Here is a 19,042-nt window from a genome sequence, read left to right on the forward strand (position 1 = left end):
GCTCACGCCTTTCCATTGGCAGAGATGAAGTATTCACCTATCAATCCCGAACCTTGGATTGTAGTTCCCTAGACGACAGGCCGAACGCCGATGGCGCTCACGAACGGACGATGAGGGGCACCAGGCCTTCCTCATGGTCGGAGATGGAGGCGATGACCTGCCCCCCCATACGCTGGAAAAATAGGTCGACGGTGTGCTCACCCACCGTCAGGCGCCGCACGGTCAGCTGATCGATGCCGATGGGCAGCTTGGGCCGGTTCACATGGATTTCGCCGCGCCAGCCGTCGACCTGGATGCCGAGGCAAGCCTGCAGCAGCATGAAGACGGAACCGGCGGCCCAGGCCTGGGGCACGCAGGCCACCGGGTAGGCGATGGGCGTTTCCCCCTGCTCGCGCGGGAAGCCGCAGAACAGCTCGGGCAGGCGCATGCCGAAGCGCACCGCCGCCTCGAACGTGTCGCTCATCAGCTTGACCACCCCGCCGCGCACGCCGTAGCGCGCCAGGCCGGCGGCGCAGATGGCGGTGTCGTGCGGCCAGACGGACCCGTTGTGATAGGACATGGGGTTGAAGCAGACCTCGGTATCCGCCAGCGTGCGGATGCCCCAGCCGGTATGGAAGGCGCCGGCCAGCAGCTGGTCGGCGACGCGCTGCGCCCGTTCGGGCGAGGGCAGGCCCACGAACAGCAAATGGCCGACGTTGGAGGCGCGCACGCGGCAGGGCCGGCCCTTGCCATCCAGCGCCAGGGCGTAAAAGCCCATGTCCTCCATCCAGAAATGGGTTTCCACCGCCTGGCGCAAGGCCTCCGCCCGGTGCTGCCAATAGGCGGCCTGCGCGTCCTCCCCCCGGCGGGTAGCCAGGCGGGCCAGGCCGCGATAGGCGGCATAGACATAGCCCTGGACCTCGACCAGGGCGATCGGCCCCTCGGGCAGGCTGCCGTCGGCGTGCTGGATGCTGTCGAAGCTGTCCTTCCAGCCCTGGTTGGCCAGGCCGGATTCCTCCGCGCGCTGGTAATCGACGAAGCCGTCACCATTCTGGTCGCCCGCCCCCTCCATCCAGGCGGCGGCGGCGCAGAGGGAGGGCCATAACTGGTCAATGAATGCCATGTCCCCCGTGCGGTCGGCGTAGACGGATGCCAGGTAGATGTACAGCGGGGTGGTATCGACGCTGCCGTAATAGCGGCCGAAGGGCAGCTCACGCAGCACCGCCATTTCGCCCTTGCGCGTCTCATGCAGGATCTTGCCCGGCTGGGCGTCGCTGAAGGGCGCCGTCTCGGTGGCCTGGTGGGTGGCCAGGAAGGCCAGCACCCCCCGCGCCAGGCGGGGGTTCAGCCACATCATCTGCAGGGCGGAAATGATGCCGTCGCGCCCGAAAGCGGTGGAGAACCAGGGGATACCGGCATAGGGATAGGGGCCGGTCGCCAGCTCGGTCGTCAGCAGGGCGGTGTCGGCCTGGGCCCGGGCCAGCCAATCGTTGAACACCCGGCCGGAGCTGTAGACGCTGGCGCCCCGCCGCCGCTTGGTGCGCATTTCCAGCCGCGCCCGTACGGCGGCGGCGCGAAAGCGCACGCGGCTGGGCGTGGCCGTGCGCTCCGTCCCCACCTCGATATACAGGACGTGGCCGCCGCGCGTGGGCAGGTTGACGTTGAACACGGCGCGGTCACCCTGAAGGCGGTCCGGCGCCTGGCTGAAGGACAGGGTGGCCTGGCGAGTGACCTGGTCCAGCCCCTCATAGCTGAGCGTCACGCCATCGCCGGACAGCTGGGCCTCATGCGTGCGGCCGCGCAACTGGCGGGTGGAGCCGCGCACCTCGAACATATCGCGGAAATCGGCGGCGAAATTGAGGGTCAGCGGCACGACGATGTCGCTGCCGCCGAAGTTGGACAGGGTCACCCGCTCATACATCCGGTTTTGCCACAGGATGCGCGTGCGCTCGATATGGATGACACCCCACAGGGTCATCCCGCCGCCGGGGGCGGGCATGGGCACATTGGTGCTGTTGGCCGTGAACAGGATGTTGTCCTCGCTGAGCGAGGCGCCCAGCAGCGACGGCTCCTTGTCACCGATGCGCAGTTGATAGCGGGACAGGATGCGGGTGTCGTCCACGAACAGGCCATCCCCCTGCCCCTGGATGTCGCCATGGGCGTCGGCCACGACGAAGCAATCGCCGTGCTTCAGCGCGAACAGGCGGAAGGTCTCACGCGGGCCGCTGCCATCGGGGCCGGCAAGGCCGATGGCCGGGTCCAACTGTCGTTCGTCGAGGGCTGCCATGGAGGTCTGGTCTCGCTCGCGGGGGTCAGGAGGACGGGGCGGCGGCGCGCCCCCGCAGCAGGTTTTCGTAGGCGGCGACGTAGTTGCGGGCCATGGCGGCCACGGAGAAGCGTTCCTCGAACACCTGGCGGATGCGGGCGCGATCCAGGCGGCGCGCCTTTTCCACCGCGTCCACGGCGTCGGCGATGCTGTCGACGACGAAGCCGGTGACACCGGGGTCGACGATCTCGGACATGGCGCCGTTGTTCCAGGCGATGACCGGCGTGCCGCAGGCGAAGGCCTCGATCACCACCAGGCCGAACGGCTCCGGCCAATCGATGGGCATCAGCAGGGCGGCCGCGTCGCCCAGGAAGCCGGGCTTACCGGCGTCATCGATCTCACCGACATGCTGGATGGCGCGGCCATCGATGCGCGGTTCGACATGCTCCCGGAAATAGGGACCATCATCGTCGCCCACCTTGGCCGCCATTTTCAGCGGCAGACCAGACTTTTCTGCGATCTCGATGGCCCGATCCGGCCGCTTGTCCCGCGAAAAGCGGCCCAGGAAGGCCAGGTAGTTCCCTGTGCCACCGGGCCCGTCGGCGGGCGGGCGGTACAGGTCCAGCGGCAGGCCATGATACACGGTGGCCAGCCAGTTCGCCTCCGCCAGCGGCTGTCGCTGCCGGTCGGAGATGGAGATCATGGGGTAGCGCGGCCACAACCCGTAGGACGGTGCCAGGTCGACATAATCCAGACGGCCATGCGGGGTGGTCACCGTCTTCCCCGGGCAGTCCTTGAAGAAGGGGAAATGCATGAAATGGCTGAGGTGGAAGTGCAGCACGTCGAAGTCGTCGGCACGGGCCCGCACCCGTTCCAGCATGGCCAGGTGCGCCGCCACCGGCGATTTCAGCGGCGCATCGTCCAGCCACAGGGCCTTGGGCCGCATAGGGACCACGGTGGCCTTGGTGCCCGACTCCCCGCTGGCGAAAAGGGTGACGTCATGGCCAAGATCAACCAGCGCATCCGTCAAATAAGATATAACCCTTTCAGTACCACCATAGTATGTCGGCGGCACCGTCTCATAAAGCGGAGCGATTTGCGCAATCTTCATTGACGACAGTTCCCAAAATCGCTGATGGAAATTGGCGTCCGCGACACAGAAGTATTGATTGTGCGGCGCCGAAGGGACCACGACAACCGTATCACCACGGGGGGAGGGTAACCATAATTCTTAATGAATAGGGCATGGGGGCGAAGCCGGCGGCCATTCTTGCACCGCCGTCGCACCCTGGGCCTTTTGGACTATGACCGGCGCTTGGCCCTTCAGGGAATTATGGCAGCGGCACGAGATGGAGACTCGTGCCGCTGTAGGCCCCGACTGGGGCCGCCGGAGCGAGCACCGCCCAGTTAGTGTAAAGGGGGGCGCAGCGAGGACAAGCCTAGGCGGACGGATGTCCGCCGCCCGGCGACTGAGGGAGCATTTGAACGGCCACGTTCAAATGCCGCGCGTATTAGGCGGCGGGCTTGGCCTTGGTCGCATAGCGCTGGCGCACGCCCTCATCGGCGGCGGGGCCGGGAACCAAGCGGAAGTCGCGGCTGATGGCCGGCTTGCCGCTGACGCGGTCCACCAACATCAGGTCGGCGGGCAGGCCGGTCTGGGTGTCCACCAACTGCACCGACGGCCCCTCGGGCGCGAATTGCCGGTTGCCCCAGGCCAGAAGGGCCAGCATCACCTCGCGGAAATCGCGGCCACGGTCGGTCAACACATATTCGTAGCGGGGAGGCCGTTCGCTGTATTGCCGCTTTTCCATCAAACCGGCCTCCACCAGCGCGGTCAGGCGGCGGGTCAGCATGTTGGGGGCGATATCCAGGCTTTTTTGGAATTGGTCGAAGCGCGTCATGCCGTGGAAGGCGTCCCGCAGGATCAGGATGCTCCACCACTCCCCCACCCGTTCCAGGCTGCGGGCGATGGGGCAGGTCAGGTCTTCGAAACTCTTGCGCTGCATGGCGGGGCACACCAGGGATGGCGGATCACGCATCCGCGACTTTCATGGTGCAAGTGTAGGGCCGCCGCAGTGGACTGCGCAAGGGGTTGCAACCAGGAACTCACTGTCAAGGCCGGTGGAGCGACATCATTTCCAGTAGGCCTTATATGCATCATATGATGAGAAGAAGGTTTCGTAGTCTGGATACGGAATACCCAGCAAAATTACCTCTATGCCTTCCATCATGCCGCGGAAGTCTTCGATGCCGACTCCGGCACACTCGATGGCACCGAACTTATCTGAATGTGCGGTCAGTGGCGGAGTGACAGTACGATCAGCATGAGCCTCATCCACGAAGTATGCATGACGCTGAGAGTCATAGGCAGATGTAGGTTCAAATTTTCCCGATGCGACCCCCATTGGCGGGTCGGTCGCATCAAGGATGGCATATCCGATTACAACATCACCTTGCTGGATTGAGACTTTCATATCCTAATCCACTTTCAGAAATGCAGCCCCTGGAACCAGCGGAACAGGGCCTGGAGGCCGGTGTAGAGATGCCCGGCGCCGATGGCATCCATCCAGTCCTGCCAGGCCTGCACCCAGCCGGACAGCCGGTCGGTCACCGGGTTGATGGGCAGGCCGTTGACCCAATCCGCCAGCGGGTGGGCGCCCAGCGCCAGGGCCACCAGGGTGGCCACCGCCAGCGAAAGGGCCACGGACCGCAGACGGGAGGGGGACGCCCCCTCGATCACCTCGACCGGGTTGTAGCGGGGGCGCACCGGCGGGGGCACGGGGGTCACCTCTGCGGCGGCTGACAGGCGGCGGGTCGGGATGGCGTTCATGTCTCGGCCCCCGTCAGAACTGGAAATAGATGAAGGGGGCGACGCCCTCTGGCGCGCAGGCCTGGATGAGCACCACGGCCAGGCCCACGGCGGCCCCCATGGCGGGCAGCGGCACACGCCGCACCCAGTCCTCCACCCGGGCCAGCCGGTCGCCCGGCAGGAACTGGCTGGCCAAGGTGCCAATGATCAGCAGCAGGGTCAGTGGCGTCACAGCGGTGGGCAGCACGTCCCAGCGGCCGAACCCGGCCAGGAAGCGCCCGGCCAGATCCAGCGTGGGCGCCCGGAAGAAAATCCAGGTGAAGCAGACGAAGTGGAAGGTGGCGACGATGGCCGCCACCCGCTGCCAGCCGCGCAGGCGCGGCGCCTCCCATTCGCCCAGAGTGATGGCGCGCAGGCGGTTCACCAGCAGCTCCGCCACCAGCATGCCGCCATGCAACGCCCCCCAGATGACGAAGGTCCAGTTGGCGCCGTGCCACAGGCCGCCCAGCAGCATGGTGATCATCAGGTTGCGGCAATGCGCCCACAGGCCGCCCCGGTTGCCGCCCAGGGGGATGTAGAGATAGTCGCGCAGCCAGGAGGAAAGGGAGATGTGCCAACGGCGCCAGAATTCCTGCAGCGAGCCGGACCGATAGGGCTGGTTGAAGTTCTGGGGGAAGCGGAAGCCCAGCAAGGCCGCCAGGCCGATGGCGATGTCGGTGTAGGCGCTGAAATCGCAATAGATCTGCATGGCGTAGCCGTAGGTGGCCAGCAGCAGATCCAAGGCGCCATAGCGGTCCGGGTCCATGAACACGGCGTCCACCAGATCGGTCGCCAGGTAATTGGCCACCACCACCTTCTTGAACAGCCCGCCGATGATCAGCAGATAGGCGCGCGTGGCGCGGATGTCGTCCGGGTTGGGGCGTTCCCCGATCTGCGGCAGGAAATGGGACGCGCGGACGATGGGCCCCGCCACCAACTGGGGAAAGAAGGAGATGTAGAGCACCAGATGCATCAGGCTGGCCGGCCGTCGCAGGGTGCCGCAGTATAGATCCACCAGATAGGAGATGCCATGGAAGGTGAAGAAGGAGATGCCGACCGGCACCACCATGTCCAGGAAGCCCAGGCGCACGGGCAGGCCCAGTACCGTGGCCGTGTCGTTGACCGCGTGGCTGGTGAAATCCGCATATTTGAAAAAGGCGAGGACGGCCAAATTCACCGCCACGGCCAGGGACACCGCCAGCTTGGCGCCGCGCGGCGTTTCCTGGCGCACGATGACGTGGCCCGCCAGGTAATTGAACAGCGTGCTGCCGCCCAGCAGGAACAGATAGCGCCAGTCCCACCAGCCATAGAAGACGTAGCTGGCGGCGGAAAGGAAAGCGATACGGCCCTGCGGCCACCGCACCAGCGCCCAGGCGAGGGCGAAGACGATGAGGAAGAACAGCCCGAAATTCAGGGTGGGGAACAGCATCGGGCGTTCCTCACCGGCCGGCCGCGACGCCAGTATCGCCAGCCACCACCGAGCGCGGCGGGGCGGCCCCGGGCTGGATATAGCCCTGGTACTGGTCCATCAGCCAGGCGAAGAAGGCGTTGGCCGTCAGGGTGTAGCCCTCCGGCGTCAGATGGACATGGTCGGCCCGGGCCAGCGGCACGGCCTGGCGCACCCACCGGTCCATGCCGCAGGCTCCCGGCATCAGCTGCGACCAATCCCAGAACACATAGTCGCCGGACTTGGCGCCCTGGGCCTGCAGCGACCGCACCCGGCCCAGCATGGGCGGCGTATACCAGGCGCACTTGCCCAGAGGCGGCGGCGTGTCCTGGCAGGGGAACACGGCATCCTTGTTCGCCACCTTTTTACAGGCGGCGGACTCCGCCTGCCCATCCAGGGGGCCCAGCACGATGACCGCCACCGGGCCGGCGTTCAGCCGGCGCAAGGCCGCCTTGAACCGGTCCTGATAAGCGGTCATGTCCAGATCGCGGTCGAAGCCCTCATTGGTGCCGTAGGCCAGGATCACCAGGTCCGGCTTGCGCTTGGCCAATTCCAGCGCGACCGTTTCGGGATTCCAGCGGTCCATGGTGGTCAGGCGGGCACCGACCACGCCGGCACTGTCGAACACCACGCCGGGCTTGGCCCGGTCCAGCGACCAGCCGGCGATGTCCACCGGCCGGCCGTCGGCCGCCACCAGCTTCAGCTGCTGCGCCTGGCCGGCGGTGGGCAGGGTGATCCAATCGGCCTGGCCGGCGGGGCCCTGCGTCGCAATCTGCTTCACCACCCGGTCGTCGATCAGCACCAGCAGGTCACCGCCGCCCGGCTGGCGCACGATGGTGACGCCGGCGATGTCGAAGCCCAGCCCATCCTTTGGGGTGACGCTGATGGCCGCGCCGCGCGCGCGGCTGCGGGCGACGAAGCCGGTCATGCCCCAGCCCGGTGGCGGCGTGTCGCTGAGGCTGTTGAAATACTGCCACTTGCCTTCCTGGGTCACCGCGACATCCGGCCGGCGCGACCCGATATAGGGCTTGCCCGCCGGCATGTAGCCGGGGCCGGCCGAACCAAAGCGTTCCTGCAAGGCGTCGCGCAGGCGGGTGGTGAAAACGCCGCCGGCGGTGTGGCTGTCCCCCAGTTGCAGGATGTCGACCGTGCCGCCGTGGCCGGCCTCGATGGCGGCCAGACGCTGGAAAAGCCGTTCGAAGCCCGGATTGCCATCATAGGGGGAGAATACACGCGCCGGCAGCGCCGACGGCGGGGCGACACGCCCCACCGCCGCCGGGGTCGCCTTGGGGGTGCTGGAAGCGGTGCGGCCCGCAGGGGCGGCGCTGCAGGCCGCCACTGCGGCCAGCATCAGACTGAGAGACAGGAAACGTCGGCGCATGGGGATCAAAGCTGCCGTGCCGGCGTGCCGATGAGCGCGCGGCCATGAGAACCGATGGAAGAGCCGGCGGCGGCCCCGGTGGCGGCACCCGGGGGCTGACCCGACGATGGCGTGACGGGCAGGTCAGCGGGGGTAACGTGGGGGGACGCAGCCGGCAGCGCAGCGGCGGGGACCGTGGCGGCAGGGGCCACGGCGGCGGGAACTCCGGCTGATGTCGTGGCGGCCGACGCCGGCGTGGCAGGCGTTTCGGCGGCGGGCGCGGGGGAGGCGACGGCCGGGGTCACGGCGGGAGCGGCGGCGGGGGCCGGGCGGGCGGGGACGTCCGCCGGCTTCGGCGCCAGCTTGGCCACGGGCGCCGAAGCCATCTGCAAGCGGGTCAGCACCTTGCTTGCCACCAGTTGATAGCCATAGCCGGTGAAGTGGATGCCATCGTCGGAGCGCAGCTGCTGGCTTTTTTGCCGGCTGTCATCGATGCGCGCCATGAAGTTGCCGTCGGCATCCAGGTAGTCCTGGTAGAGGGGCAGGAACACGGCGCCGTACTTCTTGGCCTCCGCCTCATACAGGCCGGTCATGAACTTGGCGTCCTCGTTCGTTTCCGGCTTGCGCATGACGGGAAGCCCGATCCACACCGTGGTGACGTGGTGATCCTTCAGCGTCTGCAGCAGCCAATCGATGCGCTGGGTATAGACGTTGGTCCAGCCGGGCGACTTGAACAAGTAGCCCTTGCGGTTCTCATCCCGCACGCCCTGCATGTCGTTGGCGCCGAACATGACGATGGCGTAGCCGCCCTCCCCCGCATCGTCGATCTGCCGGGCGGTTTCGGCCTGCCAGTTGGCATAATCGGGACGGGTCAGCCCGGCGCCCAATTGCGAATGCCGCACCAACCGGGTTTGCGGCTGGGACTTCAGCCGGTCGTACAGGCCGCTCCACACCCCGTCGGCCAGGGAATCGCCATAGACGGATATGGTGGTCTGAACCGGAGCGGCAGGGGGCGGGAGCGTCGCGGGTGGGGCGACCGGCTCAGCGCTGGCGACAGCGGACAGACAAAAGAAAGCGCCAAAAACAATAACTAACCGGCGGTTCATCGAGCGCCCCTGACTGCCGAACCTAGTTAACCAATACACGACACGGACGGCGCCATTACGACCGCCCGCACCGTCATACCGGGAGTCCCGGCGCCTGTCACGCGCCGGCTAGGGATAGCTCCACCGCCTAGGTGTCACGCCGTGAGGAACAGGGCCTGTTCCTTCTGCCGGCGGGCCGCCAATCCCGGCAGCGTGACCAGCTGGCCATTCACATGCGCCTTGTCCCAAACCAGGAATTGGGCGGCGGCGCCTTGATAATCGCCCTGGTTCAGCAGGCGCAGCAGCGTGGACTGGGTCAGGGCGCCGACCCCAAGGTTGAAGGCGAAATCCGTGAGGGCCGCGTACTGGTTATCGGTCAACGGCACGGTCACCGCCGCCATAACGCCATTGCCGGCGGTGGCCAGGTCTTGGGCCAGCAGATCCTGGGCCTGGGCCTCGGTGATGGTCATGCCCTCCGTGACATCGGGGCCCGTGTGGCCGTAGCCGATGGTCAGGTGCCCGGCCGGGCAAAGATAGGCGGTCAGGTTCAGGCCCTCGGACTCCTCGGTCAAGGCAATCCCCGCTGCGTTCACGGCCCTGGTCATTCGCTGCTTGATCTCCTCTTCGTGGCGCCACGCAAAGGTGGCGCAATTCAGGATTGCCTTTATAGGTCCGCTCTACCCGCGACCGAACCGGAAAGCCGATCCGGCCGACGTCAATTTGACCAAAGGGCCGGGCGTCTCCATCTTTCGTCCGCCCTCCTTCGTCCGCGTTGGGCGTACGGTATCTCCATTGTATTGTCGGATTCTTAAGGTCCGCCGCCCTGGCTGCGCCCCCAACGGGGTAATCCAGGAATTGGCCTTAGCAAGAAAGGTCCGCCCGCGATGATCCGTCTGCCGCTCCCCCGCCCGCGTCTGCCCCGTTTCCGCCGGGCGCATCTGATCGCCGCGGTGGTGTCCACCCTGGTGGCCCTGCCCATGGCGGCCAAGGCGGAATATGCCTACACCGCCAGCGGCACGATCCTGCGCGCCGGTCCCGGCGGCGGCTATCCCGCCATCGCCAGCCTGCCGCCCGGGGTGTCGTTGAACGTCTATGGCTGCCTTGCCGGCTGGTCGTGGTGCGACGTGGATTTCCAGGGCTACCGCGGCTGGCTCTATGGCGGCAGCCTGCTGTATCCCTACCAGGGTCAGCGGGTTTACCTGCCGCAGTTCGGCGGGGTGATCGGCCTGCCCGTCATCACCTTCTCGTTCAATGAATATTGGGGCCGCTACTACCGCGACCGCCCGTGGTTCGCGGATCGCCACCGCTGGGAACGCCTGCCGCCGCCCCGCCCCATCTATCGCCCTGGGCAGGACTTCCGCCCCGGTCCGGGCCCCGGCCGGCCTGGGTGGGAGCATCATGATTGGGACCGCCACGACGGCCATCCCGGCCCCGGGCCCGGCCGCCCTGGTCCGGGCGACCGTCACGACGGCCCAGGCCGGCCCGGCCCCGGAGGTCCCCCCGGCGGGCCGGGTGGCGACCATCGCGGGCCCGGAGGCGACGACCATCGCGGCGACGGGGACCACGGCCCCCGTCGTTGAAACCAGGGTCCGGCGTCAGCCAACCGCGACGACGATATCGGCCGGCATCCCCGGCCGGGTCGACAGGCCCGGCGGGGAGGCCACAAGACGCAGGCGCACCTTGCTATCGCCGCCAACCGGAACCGCCACCGCGTGGTAGGCCGTTCCCGTGACCCGACCCTGCCAGACCCAGCGGCCCTGCCCATCATCGGCATACACATCATGATGGGCCGCGGCGGGATCGGGTGCCCAGCGCAGGCGCACCTCCGCCCGGCCGCTGCCGGTGCCGGTTGACCGCGCCTGGGCCATAAGGCCGCGCGGCGCCGGCATCGCGGCGTCGCCCGGCGCGGCACCGATGTACATTTCCCCGATACGGACATCCATCACTTCACCAGACCCCTTGGCGCTCGTGCCCTTGGCGGCGGCACCCAGCAGCAGGGCCGCGATGGTGCGCCCGTGATAGGGGTCCAAACGCAGCGTCAGGCGGGACCAGCCGTCGGCCAGGTCCTGCCGGGGTGCGCCGGCCAGGGGCAACCAGACGGGCGCCGCCGGCCTATCGGCGAACAGGAGGCCCAGGCGCAAGGCATCGGCCCCCTGCCCCTTCACCACCAGCTGAACCACGGGGGTGATGGCCGCGTCCACGGTCAGCGCGGTCTTGTACAGCCATACCCGCGTCGCATTGGCGGGCCCCAGCGTTCCCGTGACGCCCAGGGAGGAACCGCCGTTGAACGCCGTGTCATAGGCGTAATCGACCGCAAGCAAATCCGCTGCCGACGCGCCGGCAGCCCCTGCCAGCGGCTCAATCCGCCATTGCCAGGTGGGCAGGATGTCCTGGATGCCCAGGTTGTACCACGGCTGCTCCGCCACGACCGCGCCATCGACATGGAAGCGGTCGCCCTCGCCCGTGTTGAACCGGGTGACGAAAGGGAAGGCGCCGATCACCGAACGCTCGGCGATAAAATTGGCGACGCCATAGGTCATGGGCAGGTTCAACTGGTCCGTGGCCTTGGGGGCCGCCGGGTCATAGTCGGTATAGCGGTGGCGCCCCCGGGCGGCGTTGGGAAGATAGGCCTGCGCCTGGGCCGCGTCCGGCGCGTTGTCGGCGGCGGGGTTCTGCGACTGCCCGCTGAAGAACTGGCGTTCCAGAATGCCCAGGATGCGGCGGTCGGAGTGCGCGCCCGGCGGCTCGCCGGGAAGCGCCCGCTGGGTCCGCACCACGCGCAGCACGTTGCGCAGCCCATCCTCCACGCTGTAGACCTGAAGGCCGCCATAGGCGTAGGCGCCGTCGTTGGGGTGGATGACCTGCGGGGCGGCGGCCCCCAGATAGCCGGGACCTGGATAAAGCTGGAGGCCGAAATAGGCCACGGCGCGCGGGTCGAACCCATTGCGCAGGTAATAGGCGCGCACCTCCAGCGGCGCCACCGGCGCGCCGGAGCAGCAGCTGCCCGGCCCGCCATACCGGCTCCACCCTTGATCCAGCATGGTGCTGTCGGCGTACGCTTGGCCCGGCCGGTCGCCACGGCGGCGCATCAGCCAGTCCATATCGGTGCCGCCGTCATAGAACTGGATATGGAAATCGGTGAGGCCGCGCCGCTTCGCCTCGTCGCGCATGGCGGCGACCCAGTCCAGGACCTGGGCCTCCGCCTCCTCCGTCCCATTCTCGAAATTCACGAAATAGCCGTCGAAGCCGAAATACGCCGCCAGGTCCACCAGCTTGCGGGCGACCTGGGGCATGGGCACGGCGCTGCCGTCGTAATGGCGGCGGTCGGGCTGGAAAATGGTGCCCAGGGCCAGGGCGCCGTTGCGGTGTGCCACGTCGACCAGCGCCGGGTTGGGGATCATGCCGGTGCCGCGCCAGCCCACGACGATGTCGTGGTAGGTAAAGATGCGCGGCACCTGCACGCCGCCCGGAAGCGGGGTGCCGTAACGCCGCCGCATCAGCGTTTCCTCGGAAACGCCCGCCGCCAGGGGGCCATAGCAGTCGGACAGGCTGGCGACACCGGGCACCGTGTCCAACGCCGGATGGGCCTGGGTGGCGGCAAACGGCGCGATGCGGTGGGCGCGTCGCACCTGGGACTGGAAATAGGGCGCGTCCGCGTCCGCCTGGGGATCGTACTCCATCAGCGCCTGGAAAGCGTCCCACCCGGCTCCATCCGGTGTCGAGGGGACGGGCGTCAGGGGATAGCGTGGGGCCCAGGCGCCCCCATCCGGTAGGGCATCCGCCGCGCGGGCGGACAAGGCGGACGGCGGCGCCATGCTTCCCGCCGCCAGCGCCGCCAAGGCCAGGGAAGCGAAATCCCGGCGCGACAGCCGGGATGGACCGTAAGGCCGGGATGGACCGTAAGAATGTGCCGACACGGGTGTCCCCCACGCTGCGGATAGAAAAAGCCCCGCGCGGCGTATACCGCGCGGGGCCATGACCGGCATCAGAACGAGACGGTGAAGCCCATCTGCACCATGCGGCCCAAGGCGTCATAAACCTGAGGGATGGTGTTCGAACGGGCCAGCGAGATGTTGTACGAGTTGGCCACGATCGGCGGCATCTTGTCCGTCAGGTTGTTGACGGTCAGCCGCAGGCTGATCTGCTCGTTGACCATGTAGCCCACCGCCACGTCGAAGTAGTCGTACGACGGGATGGAGGTGAAGGTGGTGACCCGCGTGGAGGCGCTGGCGCCCAGCGCCGGGTCGTTGCTGTTGGCGGCGTTGGTGACGCCGGAGATGTGGCGCCAGTTGAGGGAGATGCTGTAGGCGCCGCCATCGCGCATGTAGGTGCCGCGCAGGTTGTGCGTCCAGGCCGGGAACGGCTGGTTGCAACGCGGGCCGAAGTAACCGACGCAGCTGGCGGCCAGCGAGTTGGGCGTGTCCTGCCCACCGGTGCGGGTGCTGAGCGAGCCGTTGAAGTCGAAATCGAGATGACCGCCCAGCTCGGCCACCGGCAGCAGGTACTGGGCCTGGAAATCGTAGCCCTCGGCGAAGGTCTTGTAGTTGTTGGTATTGCCGTAGGTGACGAAGCCGGCGCTGGGCGTGCCGCCGCGCACGGTGTCGTAGCTGGTAAGCGAGCCGTCGGGGTTGCGGTTGAAGTGGCTGCAATAGTAGGCGGTGGCGAACAGCGCGCAGCTGCTGCTGTAGAAGTCGTCGTAGTTAAAGCCGATCGAGCTGTCGATCATGATCAGGTAACGGTCGGCCGACAGGGTCAGGCCCGGCAGGAAGCTGGGCTTCAGCACCGCGCCATAGGTCAGGGTGTGGGCCGTTTCCGGGTCCAGCACGAAACCGCCCTGGCGCGCCAGGCAGGCGTTGTCGTCGCACTGCTTGATATGACCGTACTGGGCGGCGGTGACACCGGTCAGCTGGCAGGCGGCGAGGCTGGCCGTGGGGTTGCTGCCGGCGCAGATGTCGGGGCCGCCCGAGGTGAAGTCGATGGCTTGGTTGTTCTCATAGATGTTGGGGGCGCGGGCCGCCTTGTTGTAGCTGGTGCGCAGGGTCACGTCCGGCACCGGGGCGTAGGTGCCCTCGATCTTCCAGGTGGTGAAGGTGTCCGGGTTGGTGTCGTACTTGGACCAGCGATAGCCGCCCTGGGCGGACAGCAGATGCACGAAGGGCTTGTCCTGGACCAGCGGCGCCTGGACCTCGATATAGCCTTCCTTCACGCTCTGGCTGGCCTTGAAGTTACTGCCGTAGCCCGCGTTGCTGACGAAGGCGGCGTCGACGGTGTTGTTCTCCATGTCCTTGCGGTATTCACCGCCGAAGGCCACCGCCACGCCCTCACTGGCCAGCGGGCTGGTGACACCGTACCGTCCCAGGTCGCCGTTGACGTTGACGGTGGCGTCCCACAGGGTGCCGATCTGTTCCTGCGTGCCGCCGTAGCCGCCTTCATAGAAATTGACCAGGGCCGAGCTGCCGCCATTGGCCACGAAGATGTTGGCCGGAACGCAGTTGGGGCTGGTGCCCGCCACCTTGGCGGCGCAGGTGGGCGTGCCGTTGACGTTGACGACGTTCAGGGAGTCGGCCTGGGTCTGGTAGACCGGGTTCTCGAAAGCCGGCTTGTAGGTCTTGTCGAACCGGGCGTACACGCCGCCGACGTCATAGTGCCAGGCGTCAAGGACCTTGCCGCGGAAGCCGGCCGTGACGCGCTGGTTTTCATTCAAATAATAGTCCTTCAGCTGCGCCGTGCTGTCGAACTGGTAACGCACCTCGGTCGGCATCAGGGTGTTGGTGCCCGCCAGGGAACCGCACAACGCCTGCTGTTGCTGCGCCGACATCAGGGGGTTGTTGCAATTGATGTTGTAGGACGACTCGCCAAAAGTTGAAGGCGAGTAAAGCCGCGATGTGCGGAACTGGTTATAGGAGGTGTCGCTGGAGATCAGGTAAGAACTGTAGAACTCGACCGAATCGGTAAGATCATAATTCAGGAACAATCCGCCATTGATGCGCTCATCCTGACGCTGCAGATAATAATCCTGGTAGGAATTGTATCCATAAGTCTGGTCGCGGGTGACAAAGGTCGGCGACCCGTCCTTGGCGTTGGAGAAAACCTTGCCGGCGTTGTCGCCGGACTGCGGGCTGAAATAGCCGTACTTGGAGTAGGTGGAGGTCTGGCAGGATAGCGGGCCGTCGGTGCTGGCCTGGATCAGGCCGCAGGCGGAAAAGTCCCGGTCCTTGTACAACACAGGTTCCGTCCGGCGATAATCGGCGAAGGCGCGGACATTAAGCCGCCCATCGGCGAACGAATGGCCCCAGGCGGCGCTGAAATCGCCACGCCCGCCGTCCCAGGCCTGGCCGTTGGGCGAGCCGATACCGTAACGGTCGGCCACCGGCTGCACGATGGTGCGCTGGTTGTAATGGTCGTAAAGGCTGTAGTTGCCGCTGACCTGGAAGCCGTTGAACTCCTTCTTCAGCATGAAGTTCACCACGCCGGCCACCGCGTCGGAGCCATAGGCGGCGGACGCGCCGCCGCTCAGCACGTCGATGCGCTCCAGGAAGGCGACGGGGATGATGTTGACGTCCAGGCCGATGTTGGTCGCCACCCGCTGGCCGTCGATCAGGGTCAGGGTGCGGCCGAAGCCGATGCGGCGCAGGTTGATCTTCTGCGCGCCATCGCTGTCCTGATAGGTCTGCTGGTTGTCAGGCGACACCTGCGGCAGGCGGTTCAGGATGTCCTCGACGTTCAGGGCGCCCGACTGCTGGATTTCCAGCGCCGTCACCGACGTGATGGGCGCCGCCGAGGTCATGTTGGGCCGCGCCGCGATGTGCGAGCCCACGACCACCACTTCCGCCAATTCATCGGCGCCGCTATCCGCGCCCTGCGCTGTTTGATCCGCCGCCCATGCGGACTGGGCCCCCGTCAGGCCCATGGCGCCAAGGGCAATGCCCAGCGCCACGGTGGATGGGACATATCGTGAAACCATAGTGCGCCCCCTGTTTTGTTTTGTTGCCAGTTTGCCGGCATAAAACGCCCGTGACGCTAACCATAACACTTCTGAAACCAGTTTCAATGCATATATGAAACTGGTTTCACTAATGGCGCAACGATGCAGCCCCGCCATCCGGACCATGACCAGCGTGGGGGCGGGCGCCACGGCATCCGCCGCATACGAATTCTTGTTGTGGTCGGCCCCCCTTCCTGTGCCATGAAGGACGCACCGGCTGGATTTGCGGCCGAGGCACGAAGCCGGCGCGACAAAGCAGCGCGGGGAAAATCAAGGGATCGGGAGGGGATTGCATGGTGCCGGTTGCAGGCATGGCCTGGGTCGACTACGCCATCGTGGCGCTGTATCTCATCGGCATCGTGTCATTGGGTCTGTACCTGGCCCGCCGCCATTCCTCGACCGAGGATTTCTTCCTGGCGTCGCGCGGCACCACCTGGCCCGTCATCGGCCTGGCGCTGCTGGCCTCCAACATCTCGTCCACCACGCTGATCGGGCTGGCGGGCGCCGCCTACGGCACCGGCATCTCTGTCTACAACTACGAATGGATGGCGGCGGCCGTCCTGGTGTTCTTCTGCGTCTTCTTCCTGCCCTTCCTGCTGCGGTCCAAGGTCTACACCCTGCCGGAGTTCCTGGAGCGGCGGTACAGCGGCCTGGCGCGCAGCTATTTCTCAGGCCTGACCCTGTTCCTGAACCTGGTGGTGGACACGGCAAGCGCCCTCTACGGCGGCGCCCTGCTGTTCAAGCTGCTGCTGCCCGGCGTACCCCTGTGGCAGATCGTGATCGTGCTGGCCGTCTCGGCCGGCATCTACACCATCGCCGGCGGCCTGCGCGCCGTGATCTATACCGAGACCATCCAGGCCGTGCTGCTGCTCACGGCGTCCGCGATCATCGCCGTGCGCACCTTCCTGAAGGCCGGCGGCTGGGACGCGGTCATGGGCGCCGTCGATCCCGCCAAGCTGTCGCTGATCCGGCCCTTGAGCGACGCGGCCGTGCCCTGGCCCGGCCTGCTGACCGGCGTGCCCCTGCTGGGCTTTTACTTCTGGTGCACCAACCAGTTCATGGTGCAGCGCGTGCTGTCGGCCAAGGATGAGAACCATGGCCGCTGGGGCAGCCTGTTCGCCGGGGCGCTGAAGCTGCCCGTCCTATTCCTGATGGTGCTGCCCGGCACCGCCGCCATCCTGCTGTACCCCAACCTGAAGTCGCCGGACCTGGTGTTCCCCACCCTGCTGTTCGGCCTGCTGCCCGCCGGCCTGGTGGGCCTGGCGGTGGCGGGCTTCATGTCGGCGCTGATGTCGTCCATCGCCTCCACCTTCAATTCCGCGTCCACCTTGTTCACCATGGACTTCGTGCGCCGCTGGAAGCCGGAGATGCAGGGCGCGGCCCTGGTCCGCGTCGGCCGGATGGCCACCCTGGTCATGGCCGTGGCCGCCATGGCCTGGGCGCCGCAGATCGAGCATTTCGGGTCGCTGTGGCAATACCTGCAGGTCATCATCGCCTACGCCGTGCCGCCGGTGATGGCGCTGTACCTGGTGGGCATCTTCTGGCGCCGGGCCAACGCCGCCGGGGCCGCCGCCTGTATCGCCGCCGGCGTGCTGGGCGGGGCGGCCCTGTTCGTGGCCAACACCGTGCTGGACGTGGTCAGCATCCACTTCCTGTATGTCGCCCCGCTGCTGTTCGTGCTGTGCGCCGCCGTGCTGGTGGTCGTCAGCCTGGCCACGGCCCCCGACGCGGCGGAGAAGTCCGCCGGCCTGGTGTGGACCCCGGCCTTCTTCCGCGAGGAGAGCGCCCGTCTGGCGCATGAACCGTTCTGGCGCAACTACCGCGTGCTGGCCGGCCTGCTGCTGGCCGCCACCGCCGCCATCGTCTACACCTTCCGCTGAGAGGCGGGCCCATGGGCGATCCGCTGCGCGTGTTGCCGGCCGGCACCAGCCGCCCGGATCTTAAGGAGCCGGAGCCGCGACGCGCATTGCGGGGACGCGCGGCCGATTGCTATCATCCGCGCCCAGGGGAGCACCAAGAGGCCGGAATCAAGGGGATGCGGGTCAAGCGTCCGACATCGTTCGACATCGCCGAACTGGCCGGCGTGTCGCAGTCCACCGTGTCCCGCGCCCTGCGCAACGACGCGATGGTCAGCGAGGACACCCGCCAGCGCGTGGCCCAGGCGGCCCGCCTGCTGAACTATAAGGTCGACGTCAACGCCCGCAACCTGCGGTCGCAGAAGACCAACACCCTGGCCCTGCTGCTGTACGAAGACCCGGTCACCAGCCAATCGCTGATCAACCCCTTCTTCCTGTCAATGCTGAGCAGCATCACCAAGGCATCCGCCCGGCGCGGCTATGACCTGCTGATCAGTTTCCAGCAGTCCAGCGACGATTGGAGCGCCGACTACGCCGCATCCAAGCGGGCCGACGGCCTGATCTTCCTGGGCTATGGCGACTATCTGCGCTACGTCGACAAGATCAGCCGCCTGGATGAGGTCAGCACCGCCTTCGTCACCTGGGGCCCGGTGGTGCCGGGACAGCCGGGGCACTTCATCGGGTCGGACAATGTTCACGGCGCGAGGGAAGGCGTGCGCCACTTGATCGCGCGCGGCCGCCGGCGCATCGCCTTCCTGGGGGACATCTCGGAACACTGCCCGGAGTTCCGCGACCGCTATCGCGGGTATGTCGAGGCGCTGGGTGAGGCCGGCCTGCCGGTCATCGAGGCGCTGTACGCCGATGCGGCCGCGTCGGAAGAGGTCGGGCACCAGGCCATCCTGGACCTGATCGACCGCGAGGGGCCCATCGACGCCGTATTCGGCGCCTGCGACCTGCTGGCCATCGGCGCCATGAACGGGCTGCGCGAGCGGTCCCTGCGGGTGCCGGAGGATGTGGCCGTGGTGGGCTTCGACGACATCGTCGCCGCCCCCTTCACCTCCCCGCCCCTGACCACCCTCCGCCAGGACACGGCGGCGGCGGGTGAGTTGCTGGTGGAGAATCTGCTGCGCCTGATCGAGGGCCGCCCCATCGAGACGACGCAGATCGCCACCAGCCTGGTGGTGCGGGGCAGTTGCGGCGGGCTTTGACACCCCGC

General features: G+C 67.1%; 14 protein-coding genes. 3 read left to right on the top strand and 11 right to left on the bottom strand.

The genetic code is table 11. The annotated features are described in order from the left end of the window. Window positions 1-97 precede the first annotated feature (97 nt). From FBZ90_RS24545 to FBZ90_RS24585, 9 genes are all read right to left on the bottom strand, one after another. The gene (locus tag FBZ90_RS24545; protein ID WP_145735814.1) at window positions 98-2,266 is read right to left on the bottom strand and encodes an amylo-alpha-1,6-glucosidase; all 2,169 of its coding nucleotides are present in this window, start codon (window positions 2,264-2,266) and stop codon (window positions 98-100) included. A gap of 25 nt (window positions 2,267-2,291) precedes the next feature. Beyond that, window positions 2,292-3,356, bottom strand: coding sequence for a glycosyltransferase family 4 protein (locus FBZ90_RS24550; RefSeq protein WP_145735817.1), 1,065 nt, complete (start codon window positions 3,354-3,356; stop codon window positions 2,292-2,294). A 400-nt stretch (window positions 3,357-3,756) separates the two neighbouring features. After that, complete coding sequence (locus tag FBZ90_RS24555) at window positions 3,757-4,284, bottom strand: winged helix-turn-helix transcriptional regulator (protein WP_246130855.1); 528 nt, start codon at window positions 4,282-4,284, stop codon at window positions 3,757-3,759. A gap of 93 nt (window positions 4,285-4,377) precedes the next feature. Then, window positions 4,378-4,719 (bottom strand): hypothetical protein, encoded by a 342-nt coding sequence (locus FBZ90_RS24560; RefSeq protein WP_145735819.1) that lies wholly within the window; start codon window positions 4,717-4,719, stop codon window positions 4,378-4,380. Between the two features lie 14 nt (window positions 4,720-4,733). Continuing rightward, window positions 4,734-5,075, bottom strand: coding sequence for a hypothetical protein (locus FBZ90_RS24565; RefSeq protein ID WP_145735820.1), 342 nt, complete (start codon window positions 5,073-5,075; stop codon window positions 4,734-4,736). Window positions 5,076-5,088: 13 nt separating this feature from the next. Beyond that, window positions 5,089-6,522 (bottom strand): MBOAT family O-acyltransferase, encoded by a 1,434-nt coding sequence (locus FBZ90_RS24570; protein ID WP_145735822.1) that lies wholly within the window; start codon window positions 6,520-6,522, stop codon window positions 5,089-5,091. Window positions 6,523-6,532: 10 nt separating this feature from the next. Further along, a complete protein-coding gene (locus FBZ90_RS24575) occupies window positions 6,533-7,921 on the bottom strand; it encodes a GDSL-type esterase/lipase family protein (RefSeq protein WP_145735824.1) in 1,389 nt (462 codons plus the stop codon). A 5-nt stretch (window positions 7,922-7,926) separates the two neighbouring features. Next, window positions 7,927-9,006, bottom strand: coding sequence for an SGNH/GDSL hydrolase family protein (locus tag FBZ90_RS24580; RefSeq protein ID WP_145735826.1), 1,080 nt, complete (start codon window positions 9,004-9,006; stop codon window positions 7,927-7,929). A gap of 134 nt (window positions 9,007-9,140) precedes the next feature. Beyond that, window positions 9,141-9,557, bottom strand: a complete 417-nt coding sequence (locus FBZ90_RS24585) for a lysozyme (RefSeq protein WP_330496431.1) — start codon at window positions 9,555-9,557, stop codon at window positions 9,141-9,143. A gap of 312 nt (window positions 9,558-9,869) precedes the next feature. On the opposite strand from FBZ90_RS24585, the gene FBZ90_RS24590 reads away from it, so the two are divergent. After that, complete coding sequence (locus FBZ90_RS24590; RefSeq protein ID WP_145735829.1) at window positions 9,870-10,565, top strand: SH3 domain-containing protein; 696 nt, start codon at window positions 9,870-9,872, stop codon at window positions 10,563-10,565. Window positions 10,566-10,580: 15 nt separating this feature from the next. Here FBZ90_RS24590 and FBZ90_RS24595 read toward each other — a convergent pair whose 3' ends face one another. Then, the gene (locus FBZ90_RS24595; RefSeq protein WP_186456025.1) at window positions 10,581-12,902 is read right to left on the bottom strand and encodes an endo-beta-N-acetylglucosaminidase; all 2,322 of its coding nucleotides are present in this window, start codon (window positions 12,900-12,902) and stop codon (window positions 10,581-10,583) included. Between the two features lie 68 nt (window positions 12,903-12,970). Beyond that, on the bottom strand, window positions 12,971-15,949 hold the full coding sequence (locus FBZ90_RS24600) for a TonB-dependent receptor domain-containing protein (RefSeq protein ID WP_186456026.1): 2,979 nt from the start codon (window positions 15,947-15,949) through the stop codon (window positions 12,971-12,973). A 314-nt stretch (window positions 15,950-16,263) separates the two neighbouring features. On the opposite strand from FBZ90_RS24600, the gene FBZ90_RS24605 reads away from it, so the two are divergent. Then, window positions 16,264-17,850: a sodium:solute symporter gene (locus tag FBZ90_RS24605; RefSeq protein ID WP_145735836.1), complete on the top strand. Its 1,587-nt coding sequence runs from the start codon at window positions 16,264-16,266 to the stop codon at window positions 17,848-17,850. Window positions 17,851-18,005: 155 nt separating this feature from the next. After that, window positions 18,006-19,034 (top strand): LacI family DNA-binding transcriptional regulator, encoded by a 1,029-nt coding sequence (locus FBZ90_RS24610; RefSeq protein ID WP_145735838.1) that lies wholly within the window; start codon window positions 18,006-18,008, stop codon window positions 19,032-19,034. Window positions 19,035-19,042 lie beyond the last annotated feature (8 nt).

Source organism: Nitrospirillum pindoramense, assembly GCF_007827955.1.
Classification (GTDB): Bacteria; Pseudomonadota; Alphaproteobacteria; order Azospirillales; family Azospirillaceae; genus Nitrospirillum; species Nitrospirillum amazonense_B.